The following is a 20995-nucleotide window of genomic DNA, read 5'->3' on the forward strand; positions in this document are numbered from 1 at the left end:
TAATTACCGAATAAATTTTCGCTCCTGAAACATGTTTATACAAGTAGGGGGTGAACAGTTTAGCTGACGGGATCGAGTCCCACGGGGGCGACGTTCTACCCCGACTACCGTAATCATATGACCATATAGAAAAAGGTCAACCAGAAAAATCTGGCTAACCTTATATTACGAACGGGTGCTTTAGCAAAATAACTTATGAACTATTTTGTAACTTTCCTGTTTTTCAATTCAACAATCGGGCATGTTTAATATCCCCTCACCCTTTATGCTTTCGAACAAGGATAGTTTTTGCCTTGCTGAAAGAATTTATAAAAAGTAGTTTTGAGGATTTTTTAATGCACTTGCAATTTTCCTAATTCCTTCTTCAATTCGATGGGCGTCAACATTTGAAACATTCAACTTCAAAATCCGTTCGTGGTAAAAGTCATCTAAATAATTTCTTTCAACTGAATCCAGATATATGCCTTCTTCATGCAAATGATAAACAAATGATTTCAAATTCACACGCTTGGGCAGCCCAATATGACTATGCATTACAATTTCTGATGATGATTCGTACGTAGATAAATGATCTTGTATTGATTGATGCAGAATTTTCGCACGTGTATGATAGATGTTACTGACTTTTGTTTTATTATGTTCAAACATACCATTTTTCAAATAGAGATATAATGCGGCTTGTGAAATCATAGAGCTGTCGATATCTGTTGTCATTTTGTATTTTTGAAAAATGTCAATAATTGAAGGAGGGAGAACCGCCAATCCAATTCTTAACCCAGGAAACATAATTTTTGAAAAACTTTTTAAATAGATGACTTTATCATGGTAATCATCAGCAAAAAGAGGATCGTTCTTCGGATTGTATTCAAAGTCTGCTAAATAATCATCTTCTACAATGTATACATTATACTGGTCTGCTAATTGTAAAATAGCCTCTTTTTCTTTTTTACCGTATGAAGATCCTAAAGGATTATGAAAACGTGGCATTGTATAAAAGAATTTAATATCTTCTTCATGAAATATTTGTTCTAGTCGACCTAAATCAATACCTTTCGCGGTACGTTGAATTCCTATTGCTGGCAGCTGTAAGGTTTTCAGAAGTTCCATATATAAATGATAGCTAGGTTGTTCAACAAGAATGGTTGAACGATTATTTGGAAAGGGCATCATACTTACTAAAGATAGAGCCTGTTGAACACCTGTAGTGATGAAAATCTGTTCGTTATGAGTAAATACTTGGTAAGATTCTAACAGTTTTTTAGCTTCTGCTATGAGTGGTGGCCAACCTTTTGGCGTTCCGTAGCGAAATAATTCTTCCTGATATGTGTCTATTGCTTTATTTATGCAGTGTTGAAAATCTTTATAAGGAAATGCATGCCAAGTAGGAGATGCGCTTGCAAAGTCAATTATGTCAGTGGACAATGGGGTTTTGAAGACGTGATTATCTACAACATAATATCCACTTTTCGGTTGGGCATAAATAATATGTTGCTCCTCCAATTTTTTTAAAGCGGTCAATACCGTGCTTGTACTACAAGAAAATTGTTGTGTTAAATTTCGAATGGATGGTAATTTTGCAGCGGTCGAAAATTTACCAGACTGAATTTGCATCATAAGTGATTGATAGATTGATTCATATTTAAGCATTTTAAACCTCTTTGCACATCTGTATCGGTACAGATGTGTATTTTTTATATCGTAAAGGATATTATTATCCCTTACGATAAATGGTGCCGGCCGGATCAATATAAGGGGGTAATCAAAATAATTGAAAATAGAAATGCATATATCGCAGCAACTATCTATGCAATCATTATCGGATTGTCATTTATGTTTGTTAAAGTGACATTCACGGTTGCAACACCGTTAGATACATTGGCTCATCGGTTTACCATTGCATGGATCGCTGCCACAGTGTTGTTCGTGTTAAAAAAAGAATCGATCAAAGTAACAAAAAAAGATGTACTGCGGATTGCCTTGTTAGCCATCTTATATCCGACATTCTTTTTTGCTTTTCAAGTATTTGGGTTAGTGCATACATCTTCATCGGAAGCTGGTATTATTCAAGCAACAATACCAATTTTTACGTTGATTTTTGCAAGTATCATTTTAAAGGAAACATCTACACGTAGTCAAAAAATAGCGATTGGTTTATCTGTACTCGGTGTGATGTATATTATGTACATGAAAGGGGCAGGGGGCACAAATACAAGTCTACTCGGGACTGGTTTAATATTACTTTCAGCACTTACAGCCTCACTATACAACGTATTTGCCAGAAAGTTAACACAACGGTATTCGTTATTCACTATCACATATATCATGACCTTGTTTGGGTTTATAGCTTTTAATGGACTGGCACTGACAAACCATGTAATGAATGGAACAGTCCATCAATTTATGCAACCTTTTGGACACTGGGATTTTGTTCTTGCCATTTTATATTTAGGTATCCTATCGTCTTTAGGAACGTCCTATCTTTCCAACTATGCTTTATCAAAAATAGACGCATCGAAAATGAGTGTTTTCAGTAATTTTGCTACGCTCATTACCATTTTAGCAGGGGTCATTTTTTTAAAAGAGGAATTTCATTTATACCACATAGCAGGATCAATTATCATTATCATCGGTGTTGTTGGTACAAACTATTTTGGTGCAAGGGGCAAATCAAATGAAAAAATATAGTCTCTTGCTAATCATAAGCTTCATTTGGGGATCTCAATTTTTCTTCATGGAATTAGTAACGAATGATGTAGGTTCCATTTCGTTGTCTGCTTTGAAAGCACTGATCGGTGCAATTTGTTTATCAGTGATTGGCCTGTTCCAATCAAAGAAAAACTACACAACCAATACTAAAAAATATTTTTGGATTGCACTTTTTGAAGTAATCTTGCCGTTTATTTTTATTGCACAAGGCCAAAAGTACGTATCGAGCAGTATTGCATCTATGCTAATCGCAATGGTCCCAGTCTTCACCCTATTACTTTTAACAGTGTTCTTCAGAAAAAAAGCAAGTCAGTTTGAGTTAGTTAGCATAATTCTAGGGTTTCTAGGGATTGTTTTCTTATCATGGTCAACGCATGGAATCCACGACGTATTAGGAAATATATTTGGAAATGCTTTACTCATTCTTGCTGCGATGAGCTTTGCGTTATCATTGATTCTAATGGAGAAATTAGAAGGTGGTTCTCCTGTGGAAAGGGCCGGCTTCTACAATTCCACTTTGTTGCCCCTGTAATAATGATTACTTAGATTTCAAGTTTTCCAAATGTTACTTTAAAATAAAGTTTGATCAAATTGATATTAATAAATATGATAAATAAACAAAAGGAAAGAGTCTCTTCTTCTATTATAGAGCCTTTAGTGTCACCCCCCTCAAAAAGCAATATAGTTAAATATGCAAAGTATTTTCTATTTCTGATTGTCTTTCTTCGATTGGAATTCTCTCTATCATATCCAATTTGAAGATACCATAAGGATTTACATGGTTATAGATATGTGGACTTAACGTTCTCAAGTCTTCTGGTGTCCATCATATCTTGTCATTGCTTTTTTGATAATACAGTTATTCTATGCGACAATCGGGTCATTTAGAGAATGGTACCCTTTTAGTTACACACCCTACCACAAGACCGTAAAAATACATATTGGGTGGACCTTTTGAAATCGGTGCAGGAATGTAAAAATGTTAGCAAGGGGATGAATGTAGTGTTTAACGATTTTAAGATTACGAAAGGCCGTCCTGTATATATTTAACTTAAAGAATATTTAAAAAGAATGATAACCAACGGGCATTTGCTTGAGCACCAAAAGCTTCCATCCACTCGTGAACTCAGTTCATTATTATCAATTAGCCGAAATACCGTTCTAACAGCTTATGCGGATTTGGAACAAGAAGGCCTAATCTATGCGGTAAAAGGAAAAGGAAACTTTGTAAGTCATGTTGAGACCTTCAAATCCCCATCCATCCAGTTAAATTGGACTGAAAAAGTCAACGAGCAAACCTTTTTGGCAGATGAATTGGACCTTATGAAGCATGGAGTGCGCTGGAATAAGGAAATGATTTCATTTAATAGCATCGCACCCGATGAAAAGCTTTTTGATGTAGAAAATTTTAAAAGGGCTTTTTTAAATCGGATGTCCATTGAAGGTGACATCGTTCTTAACTATGGATATGCAAAGGGCTATAAACCACTTATCGAATACCTGCTTCATTACATGGAAATTAAAGGGGTAGACACTAGAAATAAAGATGTTTTAATTACCAATGGATTCACGGAAGGTCTGGATATCATTTTATCCTCTTTAAATAAAAAGAGCGGCCGTGTTATTTGTGAAAATCCAACCAATGATTCTGCTCTAAAGCTCTTTCGATTACATGGCTTCGAAATCGATGGAATTGAAATGGATAATGACGGTGTCAATGTTAGTCAGCTAGAAACATTCTTATCAAAAAAAGAATATGATTTTGCATACTTGATTCCGTCTTATCATAATCCAACTGGAATCGTAACGTCCTCTAAAAAAAGGAAAGAAATCATGGATCTGTTTTCTGCATATCAGCTTCCTATCGTTGAAAATGGATTTAATGAAGAATTACGTTACTCTGGGTCACATCTTGCATCGTTGGCATCCTTCGCTGGACTAGGCAATAATGTTATTTATATTAGCAGCTTCTCTAAAATTCTTTTTCCTGGCCTACGGGTTGGGTGGATAGTAGCAGACAAAGATTTGATTTATTACTTAGAAAGTATGAAAAGAGCTCGAACTATTCATACGTCTACATTAGATCAAGCTGTGTTATATCAATATTTGAATGATGGATACTTTGAGAAGTATATAAAAAAGGCTAAATCAGTCTATAAGAAAAAGTACGAATTAACTGTTCATTATTGTAAGCAATTTATTCCTTTTAAACGGATAACTGGTGACGGTGGACTCCACCTTTTTATAGAACTAGAAAACCACATCGATTCACGAAAGCTTTTAGAAAAATGTTATCAAAGGGGCGTTGTTTTTTTACCAGGTAATGTTTTTCACACTGACAGCAGTGGAAACCATACTTTACGATTAGGATTTTCTAGGCTGAAAGAAAGAGAGATTATTCAGGGAATTAAAATCATAGGGGACACGTTAAAAAATAATTATGGAGGCTAGAAAAATGAGAGTTGGCGTAATTATGGGAGGGGTTTCTTCCGAGAAACAAGTTTCGATCATGACAGGTGAAGAAATGATCGTGCATTTAGATAAAAATAAATATGAAATTGTACCGATCCACTTAGAGAACAAAGAAGGCTTAGTGGAAAAGGTGAAAGATCTCGACATTGCGCTACTGGCGCTGCATGGCAAATTCGGTGAGGACGGCACGATTCAAGGTGCTCTTGAAACCATGGGAGTTCCTTATACAGGGAGCAGTATCCTGTCCAGCAGCTTATGCATGGATAAGAATATCTCCAAAAAAATCATCCGTTTTGAAGGCGTGCAAACACCGGATTGGATTCACCTTACGAACATGGAAGAACTTAAAATGGGTGAACTAGACAAAATGGGTTACCCGCTAGTTGTGAAACCTAATTCAGGCGGTTCGAGTGTAGGCGTAAAAATTGTATATGACAAAGAAACGCTAAAGCCTGCGATTGAGGAAGTATTCAAATGGGATTCCGAAGTGATAATCGAAAAGCTTATTACGGGAGAGGAAATCACTTGTTCCGTATTGGATGGAAAGCTTTTACCGGTGATTTCCATTCGTCATAAGGGTGAGTTTTTTGATTATACCTCCAAATATAATGATGTGGCTACCATTGAAGAGGTGGTCCAGCTCCCGCCCGAAACACAGACCCGTGTCTCTTTAGCTGCAATGACTTGCTATAAATCATTGAAATGTAGTGTTTACGCCCGAATCGACATGATGATTAAAGATGGTATCCCTTATGTGATGGAAGTTAATACATTACCTGGGATGACGAAAAATAGTTTGCTGCCAAAAAGTGCACAGGGAGCGGGTATTCCTTATCATAAGCTACTTGACTTGATTATCGAACATTCACTTAAAGTGAGGAGAAATGATGTATAGACCAATATGGGCTGAAGTTAGTCTTAGGAATATTTCACATAATATTCGTGAATTTCAAAAAGTAATACCTAAATTAACCAAAATAATGGCAGTAGTAAAAGCGGATGGTTATGGACACGGGTCTGTAGAGGTTTCCAAAAGAGCGATTGATAGTGGAGTAGATTATTTAGCAGTGGCTAGTTTGGAAGAAGCTATTAAACTGCGAAAATCAGATATTCAAGTACCTATACTAATACTTGGATACACACCGTCTTCAGCATCGAATGATGTTGTGCATTGGGATTTAACACAAACAATTTTTGATATGGAACATGCAGAAGCTTTATCAAAGTCTGGGCAGATCTTAGGAAAAAAGGCGAAGGTTCACGTCAAGGTCAATACAGGAATGGGACGGTTGGGACTGCAAGCAGAAGAAGCAAGTGATTTTATCGAAATCGTTTCAAAAATGGATGGGATCTATCTTGAAGGAGTGTTTTCACATTTTGCTACCGCAGATGAAGCTGACAAATGGTATGCAGAAAAACAAATGAACCGATGGAGAAGTTTATTGGAAGAATTGGAGAATCGAAAAATATCAATTCCCCTATGTCATATTGCGAACAGTGCTGCAACTATCGAATTTCCAGATATGACCTATGATATGGTTCGTATCGGAATTTCAATGTATGGGCTTTATCCATCTAAAGAGGTGAATAAGACAAAAGTTAATCTTAAACAGGCAATGCAGCTAAAAACCAAAATCATCCATATCCAGACACTTGAGAAAGGCCACGGTGTTTCATATGGGGCAACTGCAATTGATAGAGATAAAGCAGTTATTGCAACTATTCCCATTGGGTATGCAGATGGATATTCGAGGCGATTATCTGGGATAGCTCACGTTCTAATTCACGGACAAAAAGCTCCTGTTTTCGGTAAAATATGTATGGATTTTTGTATGATCGATGTAACTGAAATTAAAGGTGTAAATATTGGTGATGAGGTAGTTGTTTATGGAGATCAAGGAAATCATTTTATATCATTAGATGAAGTGGCAAATATGTTAGGAACCATATCGTATGAAGTAGCATGTAACTTAGGTCACAGAGTTCCTAGAATTTACAAATAACAAGCTAAAGGCAGCATTCGTAGTAATGATTTTAATCTTCCGCAAACAGGCGTGATTGTGGAAGAAGGAATTAAATAGTATTAGTAGAATAAAAGGAATGTCTCTAAAATTGAGACATTCCTTTTAAACATATAGCGTACATCTTGCTTTAAACATGATACGACTTTCTATTAAAAAACAATGGTTTAACTTTCTAATAAAACCATAAAATGAGACAGGTGGTTTATAATGGAAAAAGGAGGTGAAACAAATGGATAAAGGGTTCATAAAAATTAGAAAGGCAATTTTAACCGATGCGAAAGGAATAGCTAAAGTACATGTCGACAGTTGGAAAACAACGTATGCCAACATTGTTCCTGATGAATATTTAAATAAACTTTCGTATGAAAGCCGTGAACAGATGTGGACCAATGCCATTCCGTATGGAGGCGTATATGTAGCAGAAAACAATGAGGGATTAATAGTTGGTTTTTCCAAAGGCGGTAAAGAAAGAAGCGGTAACTATAAAGGGTACGATGGGGAGTTATACGCCATTTATATATTGAAAGAATATCAGGGAAGAGGGATTGGAACAGCCCTTGTTAAACCGGTTATAGATGAATTGAAAGGAATGGGATTAACCTCTATGGTTGTTCTTGTCTTGGAAGAGAATACCTCTCGTAAGTTTTATGAATTACTTGGAGGTAAAAGAATAGATACTGTTGAAGTAGAGATTGGAGGAAAGAAACTTTCCGAACTTGTATATGGTTGGAATGATATTAGGAATATATTTTAATTTTGGTTTTAAGCTAGAACAAATAAAAAACCCCGAATAGATCCACTTTTTTTAAAGTGTCTACTATTCAGGGTTCGGTTCATATAGTCCAAGCTATCCTTTTTTTCACTAATTAACTTTTTACCTGAGTTTTGCAATAAACATCAACAAAGTGAGCAGGGTTTAATTTTTCACCCGTTACACGGCTAATTTTTTCATTCCAGTCATAAAGGGCAGCTGGTTTGAAGAATTGATTAATGAGCATTTCTCCCGTTTCTTTTGTGAAAAATTCAGGAGAAATCTTCGTTTCAATATGACGAAGAAGCTGTGCTGCCATTAATTCTCCAAGTAGATAATTTTGGTAGTAAATAGGTGCGAGTGTAAAATGAATTTTTGCAGCCCAATCGGGTTGATCAGTTGAATCAGGAGGAGTGACTAGCTGAACTTCATTTACTGTTTTCCACCATAAAGCGTTTAAATCTTGATCAGGATTTTCGTATAGTTCTTTTTCAAAAAATACAAAGGTAATAATCCATCTTGCTGCAATAAGCATTTGTAACTGTTGGTACTTTTCTAATTCAGGAGCAAGCTCATTTACTGTTGCTTCATCAACTTGTAAGAAGCGCTTTAACCAACGTGGGTCTTTGCCCATTTTTCCAAATAACATCGCGATCGATTCGGTTGTTAAGGTATGACTAACTGTACGTAATCCGAATGGAAGGCTAGAGTCTACATATTTGAAATAAGCCGCATGGCCAAACTCATGTAGGTTCGTTTCCATCCAATACGCATCTTCCGTTAAGTTACAAAGGACACGAACGTCACCTTCGCGATCAATATCCGTGCAAAAGGCTGTTGGGTTTTTCTTTTCTCTAGGGAGCAAATCACTTTTTGCATATAGGTCATCAATTTTGATTCCCATTGAGTTAAACGTATCTGTTGTGATTTGGACAATATCCTTCCCTTGATAAAAAGGATCTAGATTGGTTGAATCAGATGGTGGTGCCTCTTGGAAAAATGGATCGACATAATGCCATGGGCGTATATCCTCTGAATTAATCCCAAATCGAGTTGCTAAACGTTCATCTAGTTCTTTCTTCATTGAGCGGTATGCTTCGTCTGATTGAGCAATAAGGTCGTTGAAAATAGCGAATACCTCGTCACGGTCAAGTTCTTGAAGAGCAAAGCCCATTTGATGATGGTTATCATAACCAAGTAGTTGTGCAGCTTCATTGCGCTTCTTCACAAGCTCAAGCAGGTCTTTTTCTACGACTTTACCAACTTCCTTACTTGCAAACCATACTTTTTTGCGTAATTCTTGGTCATCACTATTAACCAATATCTCTCGAATATCATTGGCAGAATACTTCTTGCCATCCACAACAGGTGCGTATGTGTTAAATAATAAATTTAGTTCGGAAGAGCGTTTTGATAAATCAGCAATCACTTCTTCAGGGAGTTGATTCCCTTCCATTTCGCTTAGCAGAAGTTGAAGCTGACGTTTTTCGATCTCCGTTAAGTTTTCCGTTGCTAGAAATTGTTTTGTTTTCTCGTATGAATCTTTTGAAGAGAATAAAAGATTGTATCGAGTTTCAGCTTCACTTAATTTAGCAGCCCACTCAGGGTCTCCAGTTGTTTGGGCCATCCAGCTTGATTGAGTCACATCTTTAAATAATACTTGCATTTGGTCATTGATATCTTTTAGAAATGTTTGTAGTGTTTCCATATTTATCCTACCTTTCTATATCTAAGTATCAAAATAGTAACATTATTAAGAATTCGTTAAAGGTATTCTTAAACCTTTAAAAGCTTATAAAAAAATATTTAAAAAGTATGGTGTAAAAATATAATTGGCTATGGTGTTTGACTAATTTGTTAATATGGGTACCTGATGTCTTTTAATTGAATAGCATTCTAAATTTATTTAATGAGGTGTGAAATCTTGTCGCATGTAAGAATTCGATGTACCGCTTTAATTATTGAAAATAATTCTGTCCTTTTAGTTGAATACGATGATAATGGGATTCATTATAATTTACCTGGTGGAGGGCTAGAGCCAGGTGAAACTATAATTGATGGTGTTGCAAGGGAAGTGTTAGAAGAAACTACAGCTCAAGTGGATGTTGGACCATTAGCGTTAATTTACGAGTTTGCTCCTCATCAACAATCTGGTGATTATAATGCCAATGAGCAACACGCATTACATCTCATTTTTGAATGTAAAATAAAGAATAATTCAATGCCACGATTACCTGAATTTCCAGACCCAAACCAATCGGCAGTCAAGTGGATTCCTCTCGAGGAACTAGACTCCATTTTACTGATACCAAATATTAACCAGCAAATCAAAAACTATGTTAGGAACAAAAAAAGCATCGACCTAATTGAGGATTATAGATTAGACAAACTCCGTATAGAATTGAATTAATTCATCTTTCTAATTTATTAATATTAAGGTGTAATTAGAATTAGCCAATGGAGGAATTAAAGGAAGCAAAAAACTACATTGTACATAGTACGGCATGGACAAACTGAATGGAATGTTCAATAGCTACATAGGGAGGAAGTATTTGATGGAAGAAGAAGGTTTTGTGTCATTATGGGTAGGTAAATTTAAATCAAATAATGACCTTCAAAATTACCTTTTAATTACTTACACTGAAGATGGGGATGCAATCCCATCAACATTTGAAAAGGACTTTCAAATTGATTATTTTGATGAGGATTTTATGGAAGCGGAGTATTTTGATCAAGAAACGAAGAACCTTCCAGCCCTATTAGACGGTTGTTCATACGATGATGCTGTTATTCCGAATTTTATTAGAATGAAAGGAGTGTCCATACTTCTATACTAGCTCCAAGGGATAAGTGATTTTAGGACAGAGGCCATATTTTAGTTATTCCATTAAAGGGCACGTTAATCGAACAAGGATTAACGCTTTTTTTGTTGAAGTAATAAAGCTAAGAGCAGTTTAGTTGAATTACAAATTGTAGTGCAATAAGAAAACAATTTAATTGTGGAGATGAATTCATGTTTAAATACAATGTATGTTTTTTAAAGAGCAATGACCGTATCTTAATGTTGAATCGTGAAAAGCCGCCAATTATGGGAGTGTGGAATGGGGTTGGCGGTAAAAATGAAGCAGACGAAAATGCTGACGAGGGTGCAAAACGTGAAGTTTTAGAAGAAACAGGTTTTACAGTAAACGAATATTATTCAAAAGGTGTAATTACATGGGAGAAAGATGATGAAGAAAAAGATGGATTATATGTGTATTTGTTCGAAGTAGATAAGACATTCGGAAATGAACCCTCACAAAAAACGAGGGAAGGGATTCTTGATTGGAAAAAAATTGATTGGATATTGAATCCAAATAACTTAGGGATTGCTGAAATGGTCACTCAATATTTACCTGTTCTATTAGAAAAAGAGGGCAATTATTTATTTGCGTACAAAGATGGAATTGTAAAACTTATAGAGTAGAAAATCGTATATAAACTTAAAGCGTTTAATAAAATTGGGAGTATAGTGATGAATGTCAATGAGTAAGTGGCCAATTTTCTTCTATTATTATAGCCTCTTCTACAATTCCATATTATCAAGGCTTACTTCTGCTCTTTATTTGTCTTTTTAAATATAGGAAGGAGCAATGAACTTGACAGGATACAAGATAAGGACAGCAACAGAACAGGATATTGATTTTTTATGGGAAATGCTTTATCAAGCTATTTTTATTGCAGAAGGTGATGTAAAACCTTCACGAGAAATTTTAAACCAGCCTGATTTATCAAAGTATGTAAGTAATTGGGGGAGACAAGGGGATATAGCCTTAATCGCGACGGACTCAAGCGAAAACCCAGTTGGTGCAATATGGTCACGTTTATTTGATGAAACAAATAAAACGTATGGATTTATTGATAAAAACACTCCAGTACTTAGCATGGCTGTTTTACCAGAATATAGAGGGCTAGGGCTAGGAACTTTACTTCTTAATGAAATGATTAGAACAGCTAAGGATTCTGGTTTCACTTCATTATCATTAAGTGTTGATCCTAATAATCCCGCTCTTCGTTTGTATGAAAGACAAGGATTTGTGAAAGTCGGTATAGATGGAACTTCGTGGGATATGATGACAACATTAGAAAATAAGTAAACGATTGAGTGGCTTCAGTAAGTAACTATTTTTACTTTTGATAAGGAAAAAGAAGATAATCCTTGGTGTACTACTTATAAGATTACAATCAAACGAGTAACGTTGTTCAGTATAACAAGCTATTAGAAGGTAATAGATATTCAACAATTGGGCACAATTCTGCAGCAAGAATGGTGCTCTTTCTTTATGAAAGAAGGAGATATTCTTATTAGTATGGAATTTACAGGTACAACTGCTAGTTGGCTATTTTGGGAAAAGGGAGAGAGCTGCGATGGAAATTGAAAAGGATATAACTCTAGAAGGAGAGACGGTTTCACTAATTCCTCTTGAATTAAAGGATACGGAATTATTATATGAAGCATTACAGAGCCCTGAAGTATGGAAATATACGTGGCGAGAAATTAACACAGTGGATGACCTGGAACAAGTATTAATAATGGCTGTTAAAAATAAAAAGGAGGGTAAACAAATCCCTTTTATTATTAAGGATAAAAGGACTGGTCGAGTAATTGGGACAACTCGCATTGGTGATATTGATAAAGTAAATAGGAATGTGGAAATAGGTTGGACCTGGCTTTCACCCGAGGTTTGGAAAACAAAGGTAAACACCGAATGTAAATTATTATTACTTACGTATTGCTTTGAAGAATTAAAGGTCCTTCGTGTCCAATTTTCAGTAAGTGGACAAAACGTACGTTCACAAAAAGCAGTTGAACGAATAGGGGCAACAAAAGAGGGGAATTTTCGTAAACATAGGGTAAAGGCAGATGGTACCATTCACGACAATATTTTTTACAGTATTATTGATAGTGAATGGGAGTCAGTTAAACAAAGATTGAACGATTTATTAGCAAAAAAATATTAATAGGATTACTGTATCTTTTAAAAATTCTATTTGGAAGAAGTATAACTATCAACTTGTGAAGGATTGTATGTAAACGAACGGGCGAAACTCCAAAATAAGAATGTCACTCTTTTTTATGTATAGAGTTATATTCCTCTGCTTTATTCAAAAAAAATAATTAAACGAGGGGGAAAAAAATGAGGTTTTGTATGAAGTTTGGTGATACAAATTTTATTGGAGTGGCGAATGCGGCTAAATACAAATCATTCGTAGATGAAGATTGGGAGTTTGATAGTCTTTTGCAGCATTTTGGAGACGAAATGAAACAAGGGCATCTTTTGGTTTTTCAAATGACGGAAGAAGGAATTGAATATTCTTGGAAAGTAGACGTGAGAGTAGGGACAGAAGAAATAGCCCATACATGCTTTAGGAAAGCCGCAGGATATATAGAAGTAACGGAAAATCAGCTATATTTAGTGGATTACGACTGCCTGACAATGGCTGCTCAGTTTGAAGATCAGAATGTACCTGATCAAAATTGTTCCGATTATAAGATTGACATCGAAAATGGCTATTATAAGGTTGAGGTCCTTCAATATTATAATGTAGATAAGAATGAATATGTTGGAGCGAGCGAAACGGACCTTTTGTTACATTTCATAAAGGTTCCCGCCATTGAACCGATAGCTGAAAGGGTATTCTGGTGTACATATTAAATGGATTAAAGGAGAGCTATCCTCCTTAAATTACAAAATGAACGGGGGATTCAAATGAACATAATGAAATTAAATATTCGCCAATCTATTTTTGTCCTTTTATTTGTTTTCGTATTAGTTCCTAGTTTAGGTTATTTCACTGCATTGTATCTAAACACAACATTATTTATCCCAATAATTGCTGTAGGATCAGCTTTAGCTGGAGGTTTGGTTGCTAAGAAAATGATTAGGACTAAACAAAGTAGGATCATTCTCCAAATAAATGTTTATAATCAATAACTATTTTCCGCAATCGGACACTTTCCTTGATTCTGCATTAAATAGAGTAGCTAAAATTCTTTTGGAAGGTCATTTAAAGGGCTGTGTCGTCGATCGCCATTCAGAAGGGGATGACGAAGTTTTAGATGAACTAGTTGTGACGATTCAAAAGCTAATGAAAAATAACAAAACTTTATAGATTGATAGGGAATAATTTTTCACCATTTTTATACCCCTATAGTGTATATTGCCCCAGAAGAATTGTATGAAACAGTAGAAAAGATAATCGAGGTCTATTCACAAGAGGGGAGAAGAGAGAGACCTTTTATAAATTATTAAAACGGGTAGGCAGCGATTATTTAATAAGTCAACTGCCTGTTGATTTTACAGTTTTTGAAAATAGACGGAGAAATTCCGTTTAAATTGGGAAATACCTATATTTCCTTAAAAATAAAGGGAGTTTTTCCGCTTATTGCATCTAAATCTTTGGATTTTGTCTTATATAGAGCAGTTAACCGGAAAATCTCCGCTTATTTCTGCCTCTTAAGCTTCGTCTCTATAATATAGCCGGAAAATCTCCGCCTATGCAATCTCATGCATACACGAAGGGAGTTTGTTTTTAAACAAACTCCCTTTTGAATTGAATTAGTTGTTTTGCTGCAGGAAATCCTCAGTTGAAATTACATTGGCATACATGCCATTAAGTGCGCCGACAAACGCATAATGAACCTGTTCTGCTGGCACGACTTTATTTTCATAATATAAGTCCCTTGTTGCACATGCATCACCAATAAGTGTAGTTTCAAAGCCTAAATCGACTGCAGCTCTTACAGTTGCATCAATACACATATGTGTCATCATCCCTACAACGACTACCATGGTTACACCTTTTTCTCTTAATTTGCTTTCTAAATCAGTCTTTAAAAAGCTGTTAGGGAAATTTTTTACGATCATGTTTTCATGTTCTAATGGCAGAACCGTTTCATGTAGTTCAGCCCCCTCTGTATTTGGAAGAAAGAAGCCTAACTCTGGACTGCTTGCGATATGCTGAACATGATAAATGTTTTCTTTCTTATTTTGTCTAAACCAATCAAGAACTTTAGCAGCATTAGCAGCTGCTTGATCAGGATTGCTTAACTCCATCTTTCCGTTTGGAAAATAGTCGTTTTGAATATCGACAATGATTAAAGCTGTGCTCATATTATCCACCTCATTCATAAAATTTTGTTACAATATAAGGATAAATAATATGGTTATTTCTATCGATACTTTGATGAAACCCTTTTGTATTAAATCATTTCATGGTGAAAGGAATTTATGATGGAACTTGATAATATTGATTTTCAGATCCTTCGGTTACTATCCGAAAACTCCCGTATTCAATGGAAAGATCTCGGTCAACAAATTCATATGACAGGGCAGGCAGTAGGGAACCGTATCAAAAAACTAGAGGATAGCGGGGTAATTAACGCCTACACTCTGCTAGTAGATGAAATGAAATTAGGATTGATTTTTACTGCGTTTGTTATTATTTATATGAAAACAGCAAACCATGATTCATTTATACGTTTTGTACAGGACCGAAATGAAGTACTTGAAGTTCACAGGGTATCGGGAGAAGGCTGCTACCATATAAAAATAAAAGTTAAATCACAAGATCAGTTAAATCTTTTTCTTAATGAACTTCTCGAATATGGAAATTATAGTCTGCATTTATCCATAAAGGAAATTAAACAAGAGAATCCGTTATCAGCCACATGATAGAGATTAAAGTTAATGGTCTTAAGTTTAAGAAATCACATCAATGCAATTTGGTTGACTGCATACCCTTATAGGTATAATATGAAGGTATGTTAATGTTTGTTAGAAGAGGTTTCGCCTCTTTTATTTTTAAATGTTTTAATACCCTAATGGGTAATTAATAATCATTATTTAGGGGGTTATATAATGTCCGATAAGGAAAGAAAAATCAAAGAGTGCTCCACGACTGGTTCTTGAGGAATCAGCCGGACAAAGGTTTCTGGAGATGGAAAAAAGGTTAAACAGCCGCTTCCAATCTGACCAGGAACAATTGTATGGCTCCTGGCAGGAGTCATTTACCTGATTTTTAAAGCTTTTAATTGAGTGTATATTCCCTAAAGAAGAGGAGCATTTATAATGAACCAAATTACAGTTTACTCAACAAATACTTGTCCATATTGTGTGATGATGAAGAATTTCTTAAAGGATCAAGGACTTCCATTCAAGGAAGTGAACGTACAAATGGATCAGACTGCCGCTGACCGTTTAGTTGCAGCTACTGGTCAGTTGGGCGTACCGCAAACTGAAATTAACGGCCAATGGGTAGTAGGGTTTGATCCGGAAAAGGTTATGAGATTAGTAAAGTAGAAACGTAAGAACCGGAATTATTCAAGGATAAAGATGCAGGAGTCATATGTCAAAGCGGCATAAGTGCTTGGAACTACAGATTGCATTAACTTAAAAAGAAGGGGGAAGACGGGAATAGAGGTTATCCAAATTGGTTCTTTTACTATTATGTTGAAATGGATTATTTTTGGCATTGCCATTGTAATCGGATTTGTTTTTCTGAAACTATGGCTGCTGCGTTCACAAAAAAAGGAATTGGGAAAACAATTATTTGAGCTGGTATTAAACAGTGTTTTTTGGGGCTTTCTGATTTGGAAAGGGAGTCTGCTGCTGCTGGAGCCGAAATTAATTATTGAAAGTCCAATGTCGTTAGTGTATTTTACCGGTGGAACGAAAGGATTCATTTTAGGAATACTTGGTGCGTTAATCTATTTCGTGTTGAAAGCCAGAAAACTAAAAATAACTAACAGTATGATTCTGCAGTCGATACTTGTTTTTGCCTTTGCTGTTCTGAGTGGTTCATTTTTATTGAATCTTTTTTTAAATGAGGATAAGCCGAAAGTAAATACATCTGGCACAAAGACAGTAGAAATTGGACTTCAGGAAGGAAATAAAGCACCTGATTTTCAATTAAAGGCATTAAACGGTACGGATGTAAAACTGTCTGATTTGCATGGGAAAAAGGTAATTTTAAATTTCTGGGCAACCTGGTGTCCGCCCTGTAAAGCAGAAATCCCGCATATGCAGGATTTTTATGAATCAAGTGACAAAACAGAAGTGGAAATACTTGCCGTCAATTTGACGACTTCAGAGAAAAATCCGGGAAATATAAAGGAATTTGTGAGAGAGAGAAATGTAACTTTTCCTATTTTACTCGACCAAGATGGGGATGTTGGCGACCAATATCGAGCCATAACCATTCCAACAAGTTATCTGATTGATTCCAATGGGATTGTACGCAAGAAAATAGTTGGGCCTATGGATAAAGAGATGATGAACCAGTTAATAGAAAATATTGATTGAAAAAATAGTAAGTAAAAGCTTATACAAAGTCATTGTTCGGGGGCGGGCAGTTTACCATGCTTCGCATTTAAATGATTGGCAACTCTCTTTTTTTATCAAAGATTGAGTAATGTTTCATTTAATAACGGGTAACATGAACTGAATGGAGCAACTAGAAAAAACGTTGCTCCTATTTTAGTTTTTAGTCACTTTGCTGTGGTCTAGCTCAATTGTTTATATATGTGTGTTTATTTTTAATTGGAATTGAGGACTTATTACAGTTATTCCATTAAAGGGAGCATTTACAGAGCAAAAAATATTTCACTATGTATAATTGATGTGAGTTTACCTTTTTTATGTAATAATAATATTGTAGGAATGCAAATTTACAATTCATACATAGTGAAAGTGGGAATCATAATGGCAACGGGAACACATACAGTAGAAATTCCAGTAGATGTACAAGCAGTTTGGGACTATGTCAGTGATCTTGAAAAATGGGCAACGACAGTACCTGCCTATAAAGAACATGAAATTATAAATGACAAGCAATCTATTTGGACGTTTGAAGGCAATGTAAAAGGGATTAGAAAAACAATAAAAGCGCAAGTAGATATTACTGAATGGAATGAACCTTCAAATATTAAATTTGAACTAAAAGGTTTATCAGATAATTTTACAGGAAGCGGTCACTTTACTGCAGAAGAAGTGAATGGGAAAACAACAATGACTTGTACGGTGAACGTCCATGCAGGTGGAATATCGGGTGCGGTGTTAACACCAATTATTAAATGGGCTGTTCCAAAGGTAGCCTCTCGTTTAACAGAATCTATCGCACGTAAAATTGCAGTATTCTCATAGTTTTTCAAAAACAAAAAGAAGTAACCCTGCTATAGTGGTTACTTCTTTTTTAATAATCAATAGTTAGGCAGCGAGCCACTTTGCGGCTGACAGCTGCGCTGATCAGGTGTTCACAGCACCTGATCTTTTTAATTAGCAAACTGGATTCCCATCCCTTTATTTTTTTACAATGACCCTGTCCTTTTTGGCTGCATTTCTATATGTATAAGGTGAGGAGAAACATAATGGGAAGGCGGGGAAAATATGTGCGGCTGGGTGAAATTGAATCGAGATGTGGTCGAGGTTGATTTATGGAAAGAAATTGTTCCGTTTCGGCTTTATCTTTTGCTGCTGACACGAGCAACAAGAGAGGACGGAAGGATGGTAAGCGGTGTGAAGTTAAAACGCGGGCAATACATAAGGGCATTTTCCAAGTTAGTGGAGGATCTTGGCTACCGGGAAGGCAGAGGAGAGAAGCAGTATTCCAAGAGCACCATCAAGCGGTCGGTGGATAAGCTCGTGAAAAAACGGTTAATTACGGTTGAGGAAACGAATGTGGGAACGTTGTTTACTTTATTAAACTGTGAAGAAATCCAATCGGAGGGATTCGTCGATTTTTTTTGCCCTTCTTTTCGCGGAACGACGACAGAACCATCTGAAAACGAGGACGATACGAAAGTGGAACAAAATCAAGAAAGAGAGAAGAAAGAGGAAAAGTTAGTGGAAGAGAAGGATCAGCCGAAAGAGAATGGAGAGATGGACCAAAGCGCAAGAATGAATGCCATCACGGAGCGTTTCCTTCAGCTCCGCAATCGTGGAGCAGCCTTGTCAGCGAAGGACATGAATGCAATTGAAAAAGTCGCCAGGATGGAAGTCCCGTTAGAAAAGCTGCTGAATTGGATGGAGAATATTCATTCGACCTATCAGCAAAAATCGCCACAGCAGCGCATCAACAGCATGGCCTATTATGAGGCAGCAATTGTCACACGCCTTGGGAAATCTGAGTGGAAAAGGAAGAAACCACAAAAAGAAACCCTTCTGGACCGCATTGCCCGGCTCGAAATGCAAGGGATCCTCCAATAGTGAGGTTTGGGGACAATGGATAAGAAAGAACTCATTCAAGTGTTAGCGACCATTGAATCGGTGTATCCGCAAGTTAAAATCAGTGATGAAATGGTGTTCATGTGGCTAAGAGTGATGAAGGAAATGGATTTTACGCTTGTCATGCAAAAATTGACCGCTCATATTGCGAAGCATCCCTTTCCGCCAGTGCTGGCCGAGATTACGGTATTTCAGGAGAGAGAAAATCATTTTCTTCAGCAAACCAAACAATGGGAGCAGGAAGGGAGGGAGCGTATTGTACGAGATCAGCAATTGGCCAGAAGGAAACCAACTCCTGACTGGCTATCCCCATCCATCCGAAAGTGAAGAGATCGCAGCGGAAAATATGGTTCTAGGAGCTGTTTTTTTAGAACCTGACTGCATATTTGAATTAATTCTAGAACCTTATCATTTTTCACAAAAGAAGAATCAGCTTATTTTTCAAGTGATGACAGAGCTGCGCCAGGAATCACAGGGAATTGATGTAGTCACAGTGGTCAATAAGCTTGGCAGTCTGATTGAATCGATTGGCGGCGTAAGCTATTTGACAAGTCTTGCCGTAAGCTGTCCGACAACCGTTCACCTTGAAGACTACCAGCAGATCGTGCTCGAGCATTATAAGCTTCGCGAGTTAAAACGGGCAGCGGCTAGTTTTTTAAATGATGGGAGATTGGCCGAGGCAGAGCGCTTCTATCAGACCTTTATCAGACTCCAGGAAATTGGCATGACACATGAAGAAACGAAACACGATCTGATAATGGACATTTTTAATGAAATGTATGAGGACCAAGGCGACTTAAATGGGATCGATACAGGCTTTGACTCCCTCAATCGGATGACAAGCGGCTGGAGCAAGGGGGATTTGATTGTGCTGGCTGCTCGGCCATCCATGGGAAAAACGGCTTTTGCCTTGTCATTGGCGATGAATTGCTGTAAAAAAGGTGGTGTTGTCGATGTGTTTTCGCTAGAAATGCCAAAAAAACAGCTCGCCAAACGAATCTTAAGCAGCCTCTCAAAAATTGACGGAGCCAAATGGAAAAATCCGTACAGACTATTTACCGAGGAAGACCAAGCAAAAGCAAATACGGCTCTAGGAGTCTTCCATCAATGGAATCTCCAGATTCACGATCCCTCTCAGAAAACGGTCTCATGTCTAAGAGCCCAAATCCAGAAAACGCGGCGGGAATTTCCTGATGAAGACTACCTTGTTGTGATTGACTACCTTCAGCTAATCAATGTATCGGGAAAATATGATCGCCATGACCTCGCGATTGCCAGCATCACAAAGGAGTTAAAACAGATTGCAAGACTTTATGAGGTTCCGATTATTCTCCTTTCCCAGCTATCAAGAGGAGTGGAGCAAAGGATGGACAAGCGCCCGAAAATGTCCGACCTCCGTGACTCCGGAAGCATTGAACAAGATGCCGACCTCATCATGCTTCTCTACAGAGACGAGTACTACAACAAAGACAACTCCGACAACAAGTTCATCGAAATCGATATTGCGAAGCATCGGAATGGGCCGATTGGAATGGTTAAGCTGTTGTTTGAGAAGGAGTATGGCAGATTTGTGTAAGCGAAGGGATGGTTCTCCTGCTTCGTTTGAGGCAGGAGAGAAGTGGAAGTGGATCAGGCTGAAGATGTTAGAGGATTAATTACCTTTAAAAAAATGCGTTAATCCCTCGCGGATCAACGCATCTATACTTTAAAAAGTACTAGTTTCAAGAAATAAATAACACAAGATAACAGTCCGTGCTTTTTCGTGATTGCTATATTTT

Annotated in this window: 22 protein-coding genes and 2 pseudogenes; 21 read left to right on the forward strand and 3 right to left on the reverse strand. The window is 36.7% G+C overall.

The features are described 5' to 3' along the window. Nucleotides 1-306: 306 nt before the first annotated feature. Nucleotides 307-1647, reverse strand: a complete 1341-nt coding sequence (locus AN957_RS06765; protein WP_053474786.1) for an aminotransferase-like domain-containing protein — start codon at nt 1645-1647, stop codon at nt 307-309. Nucleotides 1648-1764: 117 nt separating this feature from the next. Between AN957_RS06765 and AN957_RS06770 the strand changes: the two genes are divergently transcribed. From AN957_RS06770 to AN957_RS06795, 6 genes and pseudogenes are all read left to right on the forward strand, one after another. Further along, entirely contained in the window at nt 1765-2685 is a 921-nt protein-coding gene (locus AN957_RS06770) for a DMT family transporter (protein WP_053477453.1), read from the forward strand. Continuing rightward, nucleotides 2672-3238 (forward strand): DMT family transporter, encoded by a 567-nt coding sequence (locus AN957_RS06775; protein WP_056683002.1) that lies wholly within the window; start codon nt 2672-2674, stop codon nt 3236-3238. The genes AN957_RS06770 and AN957_RS06775 overlap by 14 nt, the downstream gene beginning before the upstream one ends. 470 nt (nt 3239-3708) lie before the next feature. Next, nucleotides 3709-5157, forward strand: a pseudogene (pdxR, locus tag AN957_RS06780) (MocR-like pyridoxine biosynthesis transcription factor PdxR). A 4-nt stretch (nt 5158-5161) separates the two neighbouring features. Then, complete coding sequence (locus AN957_RS06785; RefSeq protein WP_056683005.1) at nt 5162-6073, forward strand: D-alanine--D-alanine ligase; 912 nt, start codon at nt 5162-5164, stop codon at nt 6071-6073. Next, nucleotides 6066-7181 carry an alanine racemase gene (gene alr, locus AN957_RS06790; protein ID WP_053474790.1) on the forward strand — a complete coding sequence of 372 codons (1116 nt, stop codon included), beginning with the start codon at nt 6066-6068 and terminating at the stop codon, nt 7179-7181. Before AN957_RS06785 ends, alr begins: the two co-directional genes overlap by 8 nt. Before the next feature lie 250 nt (nt 7182-7431). Beyond that, nucleotides 7432-7956 (forward strand): GNAT family N-acetyltransferase, encoded by a 525-nt coding sequence (locus tag AN957_RS06795; protein ID WP_056683008.1) that lies wholly within the window; start codon nt 7432-7434, stop codon nt 7954-7956. A 112-nt stretch (nt 7957-8068) separates the two neighbouring features. Here AN957_RS06795 and AN957_RS06800 read toward each other — a convergent pair whose 3' ends face one another. Then, nucleotides 8069-9661, reverse strand: coding sequence for a M2 family metallopeptidase (locus tag AN957_RS06800; RefSeq protein ID WP_053474792.1), 1593 nt, complete (start codon nt 9659-9661; stop codon nt 8069-8071). Between the two features lie 216 nt (nt 9662-9877). Between AN957_RS06800 and AN957_RS06805 the strand changes: the two genes are divergently transcribed. The 8 genes and pseudogenes from AN957_RS06805 to AN957_RS06840 all read left to right on the forward strand — a co-directional run. Beyond that, nucleotides 9878-10363 (forward strand): NUDIX domain-containing protein, encoded by a 486-nt coding sequence (locus AN957_RS06805; protein ID WP_172797622.1) that lies wholly within the window; start codon nt 9878-9880, stop codon nt 10361-10363. Nucleotides 10364-10508: 145 nt separating this feature from the next. Then, nucleotides 10509-10790 carry an immunity 22 family protein gene (locus AN957_RS06810; RefSeq protein ID WP_053474794.1) on the forward strand — a complete coding sequence of 94 codons (282 nt, stop codon included), beginning with the start codon at nt 10509-10511 and terminating at the stop codon, nt 10788-10790. Between the two features lie 176 nt (nt 10791-10966). After that, nucleotides 10967-11419, forward strand: coding sequence for an NUDIX hydrolase (locus tag AN957_RS06815; protein WP_075209099.1), 453 nt, complete (start codon nt 10967-10969; stop codon nt 11417-11419). Between the two features lie 172 nt (nt 11420-11591). Further along, a complete protein-coding gene (locus AN957_RS06820) occupies nt 11592-12089 on the forward strand; it encodes a GNAT family N-acetyltransferase (RefSeq protein WP_056683015.1) in 498 nt (165 codons plus the stop codon). Nucleotides 12090-12360: 271 nt separating this feature from the next. Beyond that, entirely contained in the window at nt 12361-12954 is a 594-nt protein-coding gene (locus AN957_RS06825; protein WP_053474796.1) for a GNAT family N-acetyltransferase, read from the forward strand. Between the two features lie 188 nt (nt 12955-13142). Next, complete coding sequence (locus AN957_RS06830; RefSeq protein ID WP_082446806.1) at nt 13143-13649, forward strand: hypothetical protein; 507 nt, start codon at nt 13143-13145, stop codon at nt 13647-13649. Nucleotides 13650-13703: 54 nt separating this feature from the next. Then, nucleotides 13704-13928 (forward strand): hypothetical protein, encoded by a 225-nt coding sequence (locus AN957_RS06835; RefSeq protein ID WP_053474798.1) that lies wholly within the window; start codon nt 13704-13706, stop codon nt 13926-13928. A 31-nt stretch (nt 13929-13959) separates the two neighbouring features. Beyond that, nucleotides 13960-14106 (forward strand): annotated as a pseudogene (locus tag AN957_RS06840) (metal-sensing transcriptional repressor); the annotation flags it as partial. A 446-nt stretch (nt 14107-14552) separates the two neighbouring features. Here AN957_RS06840 and AN957_RS06845 read toward each other — a convergent pair. Beyond that, on the reverse strand, nt 14553-15107 hold the full coding sequence (locus tag AN957_RS06845; protein WP_056683018.1) for a cysteine hydrolase family protein: 555 nt from the start codon (nt 15105-15107) through the stop codon (nt 14553-14555). A gap of 120 nt (nt 15108-15227) precedes the next feature. On the opposite strand from AN957_RS06845, the gene AN957_RS06850 reads away from it, so the two are divergent. The 7 genes from AN957_RS06850 to dnaB all read left to right on the forward strand — a co-directional run bounded on the left by AN957_RS06850 (nt 15228) and on the right by dnaB (nt 20793). Then, nucleotides 15228-15668 (forward strand): Lrp/AsnC family transcriptional regulator, encoded by a 441-nt coding sequence (locus tag AN957_RS06850; RefSeq protein WP_053477455.1) that lies wholly within the window; start codon nt 15228-15230, stop codon nt 15666-15668. A gap of 396 nt (nt 15669-16064) precedes the next feature. After that, nucleotides 16065-16295, forward strand: a complete 231-nt coding sequence (locus AN957_RS06855) for a glutaredoxin family protein (protein ID WP_056683021.1) — start codon at nt 16065-16067, stop codon at nt 16293-16295. A gap of 63 nt (nt 16296-16358) precedes the next feature. After that, nucleotides 16359-17297: a peroxiredoxin family protein gene (locus tag AN957_RS26720; RefSeq protein WP_245637766.1), complete on the forward strand. Its 939-nt coding sequence runs from the start codon at nt 16359-16361 to the stop codon at nt 17295-17297. 399 nt (nt 17298-17696) lie between these two features. Beyond that, a complete protein-coding gene (locus AN957_RS06865) occupies nt 17697-18137 on the forward strand; it encodes an SRPBCC family protein (protein WP_053474802.1) in 441 nt (146 codons plus the stop codon). Nucleotides 18138-18380: 243 nt separating this feature from the next. Beyond that, complete coding sequence (locus tag AN957_RS06870; RefSeq protein ID WP_053474803.1) at nt 18381-19199, forward strand: hypothetical protein; 819 nt, start codon at nt 18381-18383, stop codon at nt 19197-19199. Between the two features lie 15 nt (nt 19200-19214). Beyond that, nucleotides 19215-19544 (forward strand): replicative helicase loader/inhibitor, encoded by a 330-nt coding sequence (locus AN957_RS06875; protein WP_056683024.1) that lies wholly within the window; start codon nt 19215-19217, stop codon nt 19542-19544. Then, nucleotides 19474-20793 carry a replicative DNA helicase gene (dnaB, locus tag AN957_RS06880; RefSeq protein ID WP_245637767.1) on the forward strand — a complete coding sequence of 440 codons (1320 nt, stop codon included), beginning with the start codon at nt 19474-19476 and terminating at the stop codon, nt 20791-20793. Before AN957_RS06875 ends, dnaB begins: the two co-directional genes overlap by 71 nt. Nucleotides 20794-20995: the final 202 nt, after the last annotated feature.

This window comes from Cytobacillus solani, from assembly GCF_001420595.1.
Lineage (GTDB): Bacteria > Bacillota > Bacilli > Bacillales > Cytobacillaceae > Cytobacillus > Cytobacillus solani.